The 12,805-nt window shown below is 70.0% G+C and carries 15 protein-coding genes; 7 read left to right on the top strand and 8 right to left on the bottom strand.

The features are described from left to right. Window positions 1–44: 44 nt before the first annotated feature. The 3 genes from KBX08_RS14235 to KBX08_RS33825 are packed head-to-tail and all read right to left on the bottom strand — an operon-like array spanning window position 45 to window position 2,283. Window positions 45–1,310, bottom strand: a complete 1,266-nt coding sequence (locus KBX08_RS14235; protein WP_210783971.1) for a glycosyltransferase — start codon at window positions 1,308–1,310, stop codon at window positions 45–47. 8 nt (window positions 1,311–1,318) lie between these two features. Beyond that, the gene (locus KBX08_RS14230) at window positions 1,319–1,936 is read right to left on the bottom strand and encodes a tetratricopeptide repeat protein (protein ID WP_210783970.1); all 618 of its coding nucleotides are present in this window, start codon (window positions 1,934–1,936) and stop codon (window positions 1,319–1,321) included. After that, window positions 1,936–2,283, bottom strand: a complete 348-nt coding sequence (locus KBX08_RS33825) for a hypothetical protein (protein WP_238689509.1) — start codon at window positions 2,281–2,283, stop codon at window positions 1,936–1,938. The genes KBX08_RS14230 and KBX08_RS33825 overlap by 1 nt, the downstream gene beginning before the upstream one ends. A gap of 102 nt (window positions 2,284–2,385) precedes the next feature. On the opposite strand from KBX08_RS33825, the gene KBX08_RS33820 reads away from it, so the two are divergent. After that, window positions 2,386–3,699 (top strand): hypothetical protein, encoded by a 1,314-nt coding sequence (locus tag KBX08_RS33820; protein ID WP_247669391.1) that lies wholly within the window; start codon window positions 2,386–2,388, stop codon window positions 3,697–3,699. A gap of 573 nt (window positions 3,700–4,272) precedes the next feature. Here KBX08_RS33820 and KBX08_RS34885 read toward each other — a convergent pair. Beyond that, on the bottom strand, window positions 4,273–4,605 hold the full coding sequence (locus tag KBX08_RS34885) for a patatin-like phospholipase family protein (RefSeq protein WP_374101941.1): 333 nt from the start codon (window positions 4,603–4,605) through the stop codon (window positions 4,273–4,275). A gap of 81 nt (window positions 4,606–4,686) precedes the next feature. Then, window positions 4,687–5,331: a class I SAM-dependent methyltransferase gene (locus KBX08_RS14215; protein WP_210783967.1), complete on the bottom strand. Its 645-nt coding sequence runs from the start codon at window positions 5,329–5,331 to the stop codon at window positions 4,687–4,689. Between the two features lie 71 nt (window positions 5,332–5,402). Between KBX08_RS14215 and KBX08_RS14210 the strand changes: the two genes are divergently transcribed. Together KBX08_RS14210 and KBX08_RS14205 are read left to right on the top strand one after the other, a co-directional pair. Further along, window positions 5,403–5,810, top strand: a complete 408-nt coding sequence (locus tag KBX08_RS14210; protein WP_210783966.1) for a VOC family protein — start codon at window positions 5,403–5,405, stop codon at window positions 5,808–5,810. A gap of 31 nt (window positions 5,811–5,841) precedes the next feature. Further along, window positions 5,842–6,396: a DUF4240 domain-containing protein gene (locus KBX08_RS14205; protein WP_210783965.1), complete on the top strand. Its 555-nt coding sequence runs from the start codon at window positions 5,842–5,844 to the stop codon at window positions 6,394–6,396. A gap of 31 nt (window positions 6,397–6,427) precedes the next feature. Here KBX08_RS14205 and KBX08_RS14200 read toward each other — a convergent pair whose 3' ends face one another. Further along, window positions 6,428–7,045 (bottom strand): pyridoxamine 5'-phosphate oxidase family protein, encoded by a 618-nt coding sequence (locus KBX08_RS14200; protein ID WP_210783964.1) that lies wholly within the window; start codon window positions 7,043–7,045, stop codon window positions 6,428–6,430. 167 nt (window positions 7,046–7,212) lie between these two features. On the opposite strand from KBX08_RS14200, the gene KBX08_RS14195 reads away from it, so the two are divergent. The 3 genes from KBX08_RS14195 to KBX08_RS14185 are packed head-to-tail and all read left to right on the top strand — an operon-like array spanning window position 7,213 to window position 9,382. Then, window positions 7,213–7,716, top strand: a complete 504-nt coding sequence (locus KBX08_RS14195) for a DUF2231 domain-containing protein (RefSeq protein WP_210783963.1) — start codon at window positions 7,213–7,215, stop codon at window positions 7,714–7,716. Beyond that, the gene (locus KBX08_RS14190; protein WP_210783962.1) at window positions 7,716–8,267 is read left to right on the top strand and encodes an Hsp20/alpha crystallin family protein; all 552 of its coding nucleotides are present in this window, start codon (window positions 7,716–7,718) and stop codon (window positions 8,265–8,267) included. The genes KBX08_RS14195 and KBX08_RS14190 overlap by 1 nt, the downstream gene beginning before the upstream one ends. Before the next feature lie 8 nt (window positions 8,268–8,275). Beyond that, window positions 8,276–9,382 carry a glycosyltransferase family 9 protein gene (locus KBX08_RS14185; RefSeq protein ID WP_210783961.1) on the top strand — a complete coding sequence of 369 codons (1,107 nt, stop codon included), beginning with the start codon at window positions 8,276–8,278 and terminating at the stop codon, window positions 9,380–9,382. Window position 9,383: 1 nt separating this feature from the next. On the opposite strand, the gene KBX08_RS14180 is transcribed toward KBX08_RS14185, so the two are convergent. Together KBX08_RS14180 and rfaE2 are read right to left on the bottom strand one after the other, a co-directional pair. Further along, window positions 9,384–10,262 carry a glycosyltransferase family 2 protein gene (locus KBX08_RS14180; protein WP_210783960.1) on the bottom strand — a complete coding sequence of 293 codons (879 nt, stop codon included), beginning with the start codon at window positions 10,260–10,262 and terminating at the stop codon, window positions 9,384–9,386. Further along, window positions 10,259–12,094: a D-glycero-beta-D-manno-heptose 1-phosphate adenylyltransferase gene (gene rfaE2, locus KBX08_RS14175; protein WP_210783959.1), complete on the bottom strand. Its 1,836-nt coding sequence runs from the start codon at window positions 12,092–12,094 to the stop codon at window positions 10,259–10,261. Before rfaE2 ends, KBX08_RS14180 begins: the two co-directional genes overlap by 4 nt. 170 nt (window positions 12,095–12,264) lie before the next feature. Between rfaE2 and KBX08_RS14170 the strand changes: the two genes are divergently transcribed. Next, window positions 12,265–12,805, top strand: a 541-nt coding sequence (locus KBX08_RS14170; protein ID WP_151497169.1) for a type 1 glutamine amidotransferase domain-containing protein, incomplete at its 3' end; no start/stop codon positions are given.

The raw sequence follows: 12,805 nt of genomic DNA, 5'->3' as shown, positions 1-12,805 counted from the left end.
AAACTGGCGCTCCGGGTCCCAGCGCCAGCTAAGCCGCGTGATGGTCAAATGTTCAGCAGGCCGCCGTTGCGCACGACGTCGTCCTTGATCGCTATCAGGTTCGCCGAGACGTACGGGATGTTGTGCGCCTGGTGCCATTCGCTCGGGAAGTACGTCACCAGCCGCGACGCCTGAAACCGGCATTTGATTTCAGGTACGAACCGAGAATACTTGGCGTCCGTGAAGTACCAGAACGAGTTCTCGTTGTAGAACGCCACATGCGTCGGATCCTGGTAGGCGCCTCGACCGTCGGTGCTGGGGGTCAGCGACAACAGCATGCCATTCGGTGCGAGTAGTCGGTACAGCTCATTGAACAGTGCGATCTTGTCCGGGATGTGTTCCAGGAAGTCCACCGCTCGAATGACACCGACGCTGTTGTCCGGCAGGTCCACGCCTTTCGTGATGTCGCAGACGATGTCCACACCCGACCCGTCGTGGCAATCCAGACCGAGATACCCTTCCGGCTTGTTGTGCGCGGCGCCCAGGTCGAGCGCCAGGAGCCCCTGCCGCCGTGACCAGGCCAGCACATTATGTTGAATGTTCCGGTCATAGATCTCCACCGTGCGCTGCTGGATGCGAGCGTTGACATCTGGAATGCGCTGCGTGTTCTTGGCATGCATGCGTTGGAGGTACAGGCATTTCTGAATGTGATGGAACTCGCTCACCTGGTACATCCGAGCCATGAGATCGGCGTCGTCCGCAACGTCGAGCGACTCGTCGTACCCGCCGACCTTCTCGTAGATGTCCCGGCGGAACGCCCGTACATGGTTCGGTGCGTACCAGATGTAGCTCACGTTGTGTGGCGTCGGCGGCAGTGCCCGGCAGACCAGCACTTCTCGGCCGTCCACCTTGTCGTCGTAGTGCCGCCAGCCGAACGAGCTCGCGAAACGGTCCTCAGAGCGGCCACCGTCCTCCTGGATCTGCGCGGTGTCGCTGTAGACGAACCCCACCTCCGGGTTGGAGTCGAAGGCGTCGACGATCTCTTGCAGACAGTCGCTGCTGAGCAGGTCGTCGTCGTCGAGCTCGACCAGGATGTCACCGGCAGCCTCGGCGCAGGCGTACCCCTTCACCGCGCCGACGCCGTTCAGGTTGTCCTGGACAATGAGCCGGATCCGATCGTCGTGCCTCTCGGGTCGCCAACGCGACCCCTGATTGAGGATGACCACCCATTCCCAGTCGGTGAAGGTCTGCGCGACGAGCGATTCGAAGCATTCGTCGATGAAGCGGGTGCGGTTGCTCCCCGTGAACACCGTTACGCGAGGTGTGCGCATGGAGACAATCACCGACCCGCCGAAGTCGAGGATCGAGCGGTAGGGGTCGGGCGGTACTTCGCGGGAACGGCTGAGGTGAGCCCCTTGTCCAGACGGATCGCCGCCTTGAAGGCGTCCCGCGCTGCTGCGTCCTCGCCAGACTGGGACAGCAACATGCCCAGTCGGAGGTAGGCGGTTGACGACTTGTCGTCGATCGACACGACCTTGCGGTAGATGTCTATCGCCGTCGTCGGCGCCTTGCCTTCCAGTGCTATGGCCTTGTTGTAAAGGGCCGGCTTGTAGTTGGCGTCGGCCGCCAGTGCCTTGTCGTAGTTACTGATCGCCTCGTCGGCTTGATTGCGCGACTGGGCGATGTAGCCCAGGTTGAACCAGGCGAACTTGTTGTCGGCCTCGGCGTCCAGCAGCTTCTCGAAGGTGGCCTTTGCCGCGTCGAAGTTGCCGGCCTGGCCCTGCTCAAGACCGAGCTTGAGCAGATCCGCCGGCGTAGTCTCGGCACCGTTCGTCTGGTCGGTGCTGCCGGCGTTGTTCGTCTGCGGCTTTTCGGCAGGCTTGTCGCTGCATGCCGTGACTCCGGTCAGCAGGACCGCACCGCAGGCGAGCGACCCGAATATCTGACGCATGTTCATTACTCCTCCTCGACGGTGACGGGGCGGTTCGACCTGCTGTTCGGCCGGTTGGTGTCGCTACTGTTTGACGTCGCCCGGCCCGAGGTGTTGGACGGAGCCGTCAACGCCAGCGGTGTGGCGAGTGAAATGCAGGAGACCCAGATGTCGGCGCCCCCGCCGGTGAAGGTGAACTGGTAGCCACTGACTGAGAGCGGCTGGATGAGCACAGGGTTGACGCCTGCTCCCGAGAGCTGGTATCCGGTTCCGACAGCGATATCTCCGGCCTGGCAGCCGAAATCGACAGGGGTGTCTGCGATCACGGTCAGCGGGCCCTGAATGTAGGCGGCCTCGATTCCGTTGCCCGCCACGCCCTGCGGGCCCTGGGCACCCGTGGCGCCCTGCGGTCCTGGTACGCCCTGAAGTCCTTGTGCCCCCGTGTCTCCCTGGGCGCCCTGCGCACCTTGGAAGCCTTGGACGCCTGGAGCGCCTGCGTCGCCTTGCGCGCCCTGGGCGCCGGTGGCACCTTGTGCGCCCGCGTCGCCCTGAGCGCCGGTGGCACCTTGGAAGCCTTGGACGCCTTGTGCGCCCGCGTCGCCTTGCGCGCCCTGGGCGCCGGTGGCACCTTGTGCGCCCGCGTCGCCCTGAGCGCCGGTGGCGCCTTGGAAGCCTTGGACGCCTTGTGCGCCCGTGTCGCCTTGTGGGCCTTGGGCGCCGGTGGCGCCTTGTGCGCCTGCGTCGCCTTGTGGGCCTTGGGCGCCGGTCGCGCCTTGAGCGCCTGCGTCGCCCTGCGTGCCCTGCGCGCCGGTCGCGCCTTGGGCGCCGGTCGCGCCTTGAGCGCCTGCGTCGCCCTGCGTGCCCTGCGCGCCGGTCGCGCCTTGGAAGCCTTGAGCACCTTGAGCACCGGTGTCGCCTTGCGTGCCCTGAGCACCGGTGGCACCTTGGAAGCCTGGAGCGCCCGTGTCGCCCTGCGGGCCTTGAGCGCCGGTGGCACCTTGGAAGCCTTGAGCACCCGCGTCGCCCTGCGGGCCTTGAGCACCGGTGGCGCCTTGTGCGCCTGCGTCGCCCTGGGCACCTTGGGCTCCGGTGGCACCTTGTGCGCCTGCGTCGCCCTGCGGGCCTTGAGCGCCGGTCGCGCCTTGTGCGCCTGCGTCGCCCTGAGCACCGGTGGCACCTTGGACGCCTGGAGCGCCCGTGTCGCCCTGCGGGCCTTGAGCGCCGGTGGCGCCTTGAGCGCCTGCGTCGCCCTGAGCACCGGTGGCACCTTGGAAGCCTTGTGCGCCTGCGTCGCCCTGAGCACCGGTGGCACCTTGGAAGCCTTGAGCACCCGCGTCGCCCTGCGGGCCTTGAGCGCCGGTCGCGCCTTGAGCGCCTGCGTCGCCCTGCGCGCCTTGGGCGCCGGTGGCACCTTGTGCGCCTGCGTCGCCCTGGGCGCCTTGGGCGCCGGTGGCACCTTGTGCGCCTGCGTCGCCCTGCGGGCCTTGAGCGCCGGTCGCGCCTTGTGCGCCTGCGTCGCCCTGAGCACCGGTGGCACCTTGGAAGCCTTGAGCACCCGCGTCGCCCTGCGGGCCTTGAGCGCCGGTCGCGCCTTGAGCGCCTGCGTCGCCCTGGGCACCTTGGGCACCCTGGGGGCCTTGAGTGCCATGCTTGTCGTGCGGGTAGTCGCCCTTGTCCTTGTCGTGACCACCCCATGGGCTCTGCCAGCCCTGTGGGCCGTAGTCCGTTTGCCCGTCGGGATACTGGTCCCACGAATCGCCGGGTCCGTCGTCGTCTTGGCGAACAGTTGACCAGGATGACGGCCACGCGCCGTGTTGGCCGAGCGGACCGGGCGTACCGATGTGTACGTCCTGTGCGGACGCCTTCGTCTCCACCGGCGGAGCTGCGGCTGCGGGTCCACCCGTCATTCCGACTACCAGTAGGGCGGAGCTCAGCCCTGAAGCGGCCCGGCCATGGTTCCGGCTGCGCCGCAGCCGTCGATTGTTACTCATGACCCCTCCAGAGCCACCCCGGATGCACCCAGAGCTACCTATTAGTCACCTGACGTTACTTCTTGGGCGAGTCGTAGCGTATTCGACCGATTGGTCGGTCGAGAGGGGTTTTAGCCGTACTTGGGTACATTTAGGAGAAGGTGGAACTTACTTGCGATAGCGGCATAAGTCCTGGCCATCGCGTTGCGGGTCCTCGATTCCAAGGACTCGTCACGTTCGACGGTGGATGACCGCCACGACCCGAAGGCTGAGGCATCAGCCTCGCGCTTCCCGCCCCGGCGTTGTCTTCGCAAGGTGACGGCCACTCGGGGCGCCTCGCGTCGGCCCTGATCGCGGGCTGCGGCCACGAGCGCGGGCACGACGGATCGTCCATCACACTGGTCCCCTGCGCTCGTTTGGAGGCCGTATCCCGGAGCAGCAACTCCACCCGGCGGCCCGTTCCGAGCGCCGCTCGCTGTTTGTCGATACGCGCCCACGGGCCGATCGCGGCGGTGCTCGGTGCGAGGGCGATGGCCGGGCCGTTTCCGGGGCGAGGTCGAGGTTGAGGGTCGATCGCATGCCGCCGTCCAGGTAGCGGCGGTCGCCGATGCTGACCGGGGCCGCGGAGGTCGGCATGGCGCAGCTTGCGGCGACGGCGTTCACCAGGGGGACGCCGTCGTGCCGGGTGATGGTGCGGCTGGCGCCGGTTTCGGTGTCGACGACCACGATGCGAAGGTCCACGTCGTACGGCCAGGCATGGTTGGGCAGGCGGGCTAACAGTGACGAGGAAGGATTGACAACGGGCGATCAGGGCTCCCGTCGTCCGACGATGATGCCGCCGAGCCGGCTCTCCGCCGAGGTGACGGTGGTCTGCGAGTCGACAGTGAACCCGCTCTGGCGTAGCCAGGCCGCCACCTGGGCAGGCTGCCGACGATGGACGCGCACGTTCATCGGGTGGCCGCCGTAGCCGTCGGTCTTGAGGGTGGTCTCGTCGCCCACGTGGAAGCCGAGCAGCAGCGGGCCACCGGGGCGCACCACCCGCCGGAAGTGCGCTAACACGACGCCGATCTGGTCGTCCGGGATGTGGATGAGGGAGTACCAGGCGACCAGGCCGGCGACCGAGCCGTCGGCCAGATCGAGGTCGGTCATCGAGCCGACCTCGAACCTCAGCTCAGGATGGTCACGGCGGGCCACGTCGATCATTCCGGGCGAGAGATCGATCCCGAAGGCGTCGACGCCGAGCGTGTGCAGGTGGGCGGTGATTCGCCCCGTCCCGCAGCCCACATCCGCGACCGGCCCGCCGCCGGCACCCCGTACGAACTCGGCGAACGATGCCAGCGCGGCTTGTTCGTACGGTGCCTCCGCCAGGAGGTCACGTACCAGGTGCGCGTAGCTGACCGCGACCGTGTCGTAGGAGGTGCGGGTCGCAGTCAACCACTCGTCTACGGTCACGAGTCCAACGTTAATTCAGCGACACACTGATGCCTCACCTACCCGGACCGACAGTTTGGAGGCGTCCACCCATGACTTCCGCGCCGGTGATCGTGAGTTTGCCCATCGCTGACCGGGCCACCTCCTACCGCTTCTATCGCGACGGGCTCGGCCTCGACGCCGTGGGCGAGTTGGCCGACGACGGCATCCCGGAGCCGTTGCAGTTCGTGGTCAACGACGGGCTGCGGCTGATGCTCATCCCGACCGGCGGCTTCGGTTGGGTGATCGGCCGGCACGAGGTCGCCCCGAGGGGCCAGAGCGAATGTCTGCTCAACCTTGGCGTCGCTTCGCCGACCGAAGCGGACGCGCTCGTCGAGCGGGCGCGCGCTGCCGGCGCCGAGATCATCACCGAGGCGGCAGACCAACCCTGGGCGTACGCGGGCGTCTTCGCGGACCCGGACGGTCACTTGTGGATGGTGTCCGCCGATTCGGAGTCCTGAAACCGTCGGTGGTGGTGGTTAGGGTCCGGCAGTGACCGTGACCACCGATGCCCCTGGGGCGCTGCCCACCCCCGCCGACGAGGCCCGGCTGTGGGCACTCATCGAAGCTGCCTGGGCCGAGTTGGGTGCCGAGCCCCTGGCGCTGCGGCAGGCCCTCATCGAGCGCGACCCCGCCGACGACGGCGGCGATGACGATGACGGCCCGTCCTACGCGATCGACGCCTGGCTTGATGCCTTTCTGGATCGCCTCGGGCACCTGACCGCCGAGATGACCGGGCGGGAGCTGACCGACCTCGACCGGGTGGTGGAGCGCAAGCTGCACGACATCGATCGGGAGGACATCCACGAGGTGACCGACGGGTCGGACGACGGCTTCCTCTATGCCCGAGGTTTCATCGTCGCCCTGGGGCGGGCGTACTACGAAGCGGTCCGCGCCAACCCCGCGATGGCGCTGCTGGACGCCGACTGCGAAGGCATGTGTTATCTCTTCGCGCACCTGCACAACGACCGGTTCGGTGCGTGGCCGGAGACCGGCTCCGGGATCTCCCGGGAATCGTTCGGCAACCCGGCCGGCTGGTCGGCCTGACCGGCACCAGCCCGGGTCACTCGGTGCGGATTCAGACGTAGATCTTCGTGGCGTACTCCGGGCCGTAGTGCCGTTCCAGGTCTTCGAGGCTCTCCCTCGGGGCCTCGACCTCCTTGATCAGGCGTGCCCGGGACGGCAGTGCCTCCGGCTGCCAGGTCTCCGGCCGCCACAGCGCGGACCGCAGGAACGCCTTCGCGCAGTGGTAGAAGATCTGCTTGATCTCCACCACTACGGCGAGCACCGGCCGGTGCCCCTTGACCACCATGTCGCCGAACCAGGGCGCGTCACTGACCAGGCGGGCCCGCCCGTTGATCCGCAGCGTGTCGGTCCGCCCGGGGATCAGGAAGAGCAACCCGATGTGCGGGTTGTCGAGGATGTTGCGGTAGCCGTCGGCCCGCTTGTTGCCGGGCCGCTCGGGCAGCGCGATGGTCGTGTCGTCCAGCACCAGGGCGAACCCGGCCGGGTCGCCCTTGGGCGAGACGTCGCAGCTGCCGTCCGCGCCGGCCGTGGCCATCAGACAGAACGGTGAGGCGCCGAGCCACTCGCGGTCCCGTTCGTGCAGCCGGGTGCGTTCCTTGTCGGCGGCCCGCGCGTTGGGCACGCCGAGCAACTCGCGCAACTCCTCGTGCGAGGTGATCTCCACCGTCACGTTGATCCTCCCTCAGCCGTTGACCCGGTGGCGGGCACCACCGTCGTCAGCCTAGGCCGCCGTGACCAGCGCGAGGTTTGTGCCTGGTTGCCGGGGGTACGGCCTCACCCGACGCGCTCGCCGCACGAGACCGTTCCGCAGGACGCCGACCAGTGGGAGGCCGGGAGATGGAGAGCCGACTCAAGGTGCTGGGTCACCCAGTCCATCCGATGCTGGTGATGTTCCCGGTCGCGCTGCTGGCCACGGCGGTGCTGTTCGACGTGGTGGACACCGTCGGTGGTCCCGACTTCCTCGGCGAGGTCGCGTACTGGAACATCACCGTCGGGCTGATCGGCGGCCTGCTCGCCGCGGCGGCCGGCACGTTCGACCTGCTGGCGATCCCGACCGGCACCCGCGCCAAGCGGGTGGGTCTGCTGCACGCGGGCGCCAACGTCGCGGTGATTCTGCTCTTCGCCGCCGTGTGGGCGGTGCGGCTCAACGCGGATTCCCGGGCCGCCGGCGGGGCACTGGTCGCCATCGAGGTGGTCGCGCTGGCGATTCTCGGCATCAGCGCCTGGCTCGGTGGCGAGCTGGTCGACCGACTCGGTGTGGGCGTCGACAGCGATGCCGGCCTGGACGCGCCCAGCTCACTACGGCCGCCGACGGCCACCCAGCGGATCGGAGAGGTGTGATGAGCGAGCAGCAGTTCGGCGGCTTCGGCCGGGGGTGGCGCGGTAGCCGGCAGCAGGGCTGGGACCCGATGGGGGAGTTGCAGTCGCTGCGCTCCGAGTTGAGTCGCCTGGTCGGTGGTCGCGGCGGGGCGTCCGACGTCGAGTTGACCGAGACCTCGGACGGCTGGGAGGTCGTGGTCCGGCTGCCCGGAGTGGCGCCGGAGGAGGTGGCCGTCGAGTTGGACGACCGCGAGTTGTGCGTGCGGGCCCGCTCGGAGGCGGAGGTCAACGCCGACCAGGGCATCCCCGGCGGCTTCGAGACGCGCGGCTTCGAATACCGGGTCAACCTGCCGGCGCGGGTCGACCCGGACACCATCGACGCGGTGATGGACCACGGCCTGCTCCGGGTCCGGCTGCCGCGGGCGACCCGGCCCGCGCCGCGCACCATCACCGTCGGTCGCACCGGGTCGCGCTCCGGCGACCTTTCCACGGGTACGCCGATGCCAGCCGATCCCGCAGCGGACCGGGAGCTGCACCGCCCGGACACCGCCGGCGAGATCGACCGGCCGTAGCGGGCCGGGTGGTCACCCCGTCCGTGCTCGGCCCGACCGCCGAGCGCCTTCCCGACGTGCGGCGGATCGCCGTGCTGCGCGCCAACGCGCTCGGCGACTTCATCTTCGCCCTGCCGGCGCTGGACGCCTTGCGCAGCGCGTACCCCTCGGCGGAGATCGTGCTGCTCGGTGCGCCGTGGCACGCGAAGCTCTGGCGCGACCGGCCCGGCCCGGTCGACCGGGTGCTGGTGGTGCCGCCGGCAGCCGGCATCCGTACGCCGGAGCCGGGCGAGCCGGAGTCGTCGATGGACGACTTCGTGGCCGCTGCCGCCGGTGCGGAATTCGACCTGGCGGTGCAGATCCACGGCGGGGGTGCCAACTCCAACCCGCTGATCAGTCGGCTCGGTGCCCGGTTGACGGTGGGCCTGCGCGCCGACGACGCGCCGCCGCTGGACCGGTGGCTGCGCTACGTCTACTACCAGCATGAGGTGATCCGCTACCTGGAGGTGGTGGCGCTGGCGGGAGCGCCGGCCACCACCATCACGCCGACGCTGGCGGTGACCGACGCCGACCGGGCCGAGGCCGCCGAGGTGCTCGGCCCGGCCAACCGTCCCCGGGTGGCGTTGCATCCGGGCGCCACCGACACCCGTCGCCGCTGGCCCGCCGAGCGATTCGCCGAGGTGGCCCGGGCGCTGCACGAGGACGGCTACGAGGTGCTGGTCACCGGCACGCCCTCCGAGCAGGAGGTGGTGGACCGGGTGGTCGCTGCGGCGCAGGTGCCGGTGCGCCCACAGGTGGGCACGCTCAGCCTGGGCGGGCTGGTCGGCTGCTACGCCGACTGCGCGTTGGTCGTCTCGAACGACACCGGCCCGCTGCACCTGGCCGCCGCGGTGGACGCGCCCACTGTGGGCATCTTCTGGGTCGGCAACCTGATCAACGGGGCCAGCCCGCTGAGGAGCCGGCACCGGCCGATCAGCTCGTGGACGGTGCACTGCCCGGTCTGCGGTGTCGACTGCACACCCGGCATCTATCCGCACCGGCCCGGCGACGGTGACTGCCCGCACCGGGATTCCTTCGTCACCGACGTACCGGTGATCGAGGTGCTGGAAGCCGCCCGGGAGTTGCTCACCCCGTAGGTCAGGCCGGCTGCGGGGTGTCCTCGTCGGCGAGGACGACCTCCCACGCCTCCACGTCCCGGTCGGTGACAGTGGTGGGGGACTCCAGGTGGTACGCGCCGCTGGGCAGGATGCCCGCACCGCCGTAACGGGACAACACGGCGAGCTGCGCGGCCACGTCCTCGCCCTGGTGTTTCTCCTGCACCCGCCGCCAGAAGTCGAAGCCACCGGCGTCGACGAGCTTGGCCCGGTCGTAGAGCACGCACCCGCCGATCCAGGAGACCTTGTACGCCCGCCACGCGCCCGGCGGCAGCGCCAACTGCTCGGTGATGTGCAGCAGGTTCGCGGCCGAGTGGATCCGGGCCCGGTTCCACTCCGGGGTGTCGGGTCGGATCCGCTCCGGTGTGGGCGGGCCGGCCCACTCCTCGTAGTGGCCGTGCGATTCCGGTCGCACGTCATCGGTGTACGAGAGCCCGTGCACGCCGTTGCCGACGAACCCGCAGCCCAGCTCCCCGATCGCGGTGACCAGTCGGTGCAGCGCACCGGGTTCCAGCCAGATGTCGTCGTCGAGGCTGAGGACGTACCGGGCGGCCGAGGCGGCGAGCAGGTACGCCCGGTGTTCGGCCAACCCCCGTCGGGGCAGCCGGCGGGTCAGCAGCACCGGGTGGCCCCGGTGGCGTAGCGCCCGGACCATTGTGGCCGCGGCGGGGTGCGTGTACGCCGGATCCCCGTCGGACTGGTCGCTGACGACCACGCCGAAGCCGGGTACCCCGTCCTGGGCGGCGAGCCCGCCCAGGGTGACGGCCAGTTCGGCGGGCCGGTTCCGGGTCGGAATCAGCACGTCCACCAGCCGGTCGGCGCGGAACTCCTCCGGGGTGCCGAGGTCGAGGGGGCGGTTCACGACGCCTGGGTGCGGGTGCGCAGCGACGGGTCGGGCTCCCGGTCGTCGAGGTGTGGCGACGGGTCCTGGCTGTGCGACCGGATCCGCTCGATGATCGCGGAGGTGGACCGGTCCGGCACGTACCCCAGGGTGCGCACCTGGCCGCCCAGCCGGCGCACCAGCGGCGCCTCCGGCACCAGCTCCGGCGGATAGTCGCCGCCCTTGACGTACACGTCGGGTCGGACCGCCTCGATCAGCGCGGCGGGTGAGTCCTCCTCGAAGACCACCACGTGGTCCACGCAGGCGAGCGCGGCGAGCAGGGCAGCCCGGTCCTCGACCGGGTTGACCGGCCGGTCCGGGCCCTTCAGCCGTCGTACGCTGCCGTCCGAGTTGACCGCCACTATGAGCAGGTCGCCCAACGCGCGGGCCTGCTCCAGGTAGCGCACATGCCCCCGATGCAGCACGTCGAAGCAGCCGTTGGTGAAGACCACCGATCGTCCCGCCTCGCGGTACTCGGCGACGATCGCGTCCAACTCGTCGCCGCTGACCAGCGCCGGGTGGCTGGTGATGTCGGTCGGCTGGTCCAGCGCGGCGAGCAGGTCGTCCCGTCGGCACACGCAGGTGCCGGTGTCCGAGACGGTGATGGTGGCCGCGAGTTGGGCGAGTTGGGCGGCGGTGGGCAGGGGCGCGTCGGCGGCCAGGGCCAACGTCATCGCCGCGAGGTACGCGTCGCCGGCGCCCACGGCGTGGCTTGCCGGCACCGGAGTGCTGTGGCTGCGTCGTGGCTCCCCGTCGGCGCCGCCGACCACAGCGCCCTCGGTGTCCAGGGTCACCGCGACCACGTCGGCACCGGTGTGCGCACGCAGTTCGGCCAGCCGCGACTTGGCCAGGACGGCCCGGTCGACGCCCTCTCCGGCCCGGGTGTTCACTGTGACGCCGGTGCCGGTGACGCTGAGCCCGTCACCGGTGAGGGCCACCCGTCCCTCGCCGGGGGTGGGCTCGCCGACCGGCCCCGGGCGGTCGGCCCGGATCAACTCGGCGGCGGTGTCGTCGGCGCGTACCGCCCCCGGGGCCGCGCCGACAGTCATCTCGGACGGCCCGTCGACCGGATCGCCGTCCGGGTGTTCCAGGTGCAGTTCGGTCCCGCCGGTCAGTCGGGTCGTACCGCCCGCCCGGGCCAACAGCCGGGTCGCCTCGGCGAAGCTGGGGGTGACCACTGTCGGCGCGAGGCCCCGCCAGTCGGCCAGGTCGTGGGCGTCCAGCGCGACAGTGGCGTACCGCTGGCGGTTCTCGACCAGCCACGCGCGGACCGGCGCGGGCAGCGCGCCCAGGCCGTAGTCGCAGACCACCAGGGTCGGCGCCTCCCCACCGGCGGCGGCGCGCAACTCCTCGGTGGCGCAGCTCAGGGCGGTGAGCAGCCGGCTCACCCCGTCGTGGTCCAGGACGTCCTCCGGGTCGCCGGAGTCCTCACGCAGCAGGATCTGGTTGCCGGCCAACATCCGCCGCTTGACCGGGGTGGGTCGCCCGGGTTGGTTGACAGTGCGGTCCCAGACGCTCGCGCGGTCCAGGCAGTCGTGCAGCTCGTCCCCGGCGACGTCGGCGCCGACCGGTGCCACCAGCACCGCCCGGCCGCCGAGGGCGGCGACGTTGACGGCGGTGTTCGCCGCCCCACCCGCGGCGGAGATCCGCCGACGCAGGGTGAGGACCGGGGCGGGCGCCTCCCGGCAGAGCCGGTCGGAGTCGGCGAACCGCCATTCGTCCAACATGGCGTCACCGACGATCAGGACTGGGCGTCCGAGCCAGCTCTCCACGACGGTGGCGAACCGGCGCTGCTCCGCTGCTGCTCCTGCCATGCCTCCCCGGGTCCCCAGCGGCCTGCCGGACAAACCTGCGCGCCAACCGGTCCCGCCGCTGGTCAGGTCGCCTTCGATGGGCCCTGACCGGTCCGAGCCCTGTCCGACCTGTTTCGGGCGTTCGAGGGCGGGAAGGGGATTGAGGTACCCCGGAAAGGAGATGTACCGAGATGGCAGCGACATTGCAGGGCAAGCGGATCGCCTTCCTGGCCGCCGACGGCGTCGAGGAGGTCGAGTACGTCCAGCCACGCGAGGCGGTCGAGAACGCCGGCGCGACGGCCGAGCTGGTTTCGCTGAAGCCCGGTTCCATCCAGTCCTTCAACCACCTGGACCACTCGAAGACGTACGACGTGGACGTGACAGTCGACAAGGCCGACGCCGCCGGCTACGACGCGCTGGTGCTGCCCGGAGGGGTGGCGAACCCGGACTTTCTGCGGGGCGACCCGGACGCGGTGCGGTTCGTGAAGGCGTTCTTCGACGCGGGCAAGCCGGTCGGGGTGATCTGTCACGGCCCGTGGACGCTGATCGAGGCGGACGTGGTGCGGGGCCGGCGGATCACCTCCTGGCCGACCCTGCGTACCGATCTGACAAACGCCGGAGCCACCTGGGTGGACGAGGAGTGCGTCACCGACGGCAACCTGACCAGCAGCCGCAAACCCGACGACCTCCCCGCCTTCTGCGCAACAATCACCAAAACCTTCACCACCCCCT

This window comes from Micromonospora sp. H61 (genome assembly GCF_018070325.1).
In the GTDB taxonomy this organism is placed as follows: Bacteria; Actinomycetota; Actinomycetes; order Mycobacteriales; family Micromonosporaceae; genus Micromonospora; species Micromonospora salmantinae.
Note: the sequence above shows the minus strand (reverse complement) of the source record. Positions and strands in the feature narration are given on the sequence as shown.

Excerpts from the sequence above, each read along its gene's own strand:
- KBX08_RS14230 (WP_210783970.1), bottom strand. The coding sequence starts at position 1,936 with ATGAACATGCGTCAGATATTCGGGTCGCTCGCCTGCGGTGCGGTCCTG.
- KBX08_RS14190 (WP_210783962.1), top strand. The coding sequence starts at position 7,716 with ATGAGCGAGCAGCAGTTCGGCGGCTTCGGCCGGGGGTGGCGCGGTAGC.
- KBX08_RS14235 (WP_210783971.1), bottom strand. The coding sequence starts at position 1,310 with ATGCGCACACCTCGCGTAACGGTGTTCACGGGGAGCAACCGCACCCGC.
- rfaE2 (WP_210783959.1), bottom strand. The coding sequence starts at position 12,094 with ATGGCAGGAGCAGCAGCGGAGCAGCGCCGGTTCGCCACCGTCGTGGAG.
- KBX08_RS14210 (WP_210783966.1), top strand. The coding sequence starts at position 5,403 with ATGACTTCCGCGCCGGTGATCGTGAGTTTGCCCATCGCTGACCGGGCC.
- KBX08_RS14195 (WP_210783963.1), top strand. The coding sequence starts at position 7,213 with ATGGAGAGCCGACTCAAGGTGCTGGGTCACCCAGTCCATCCGATGCTG.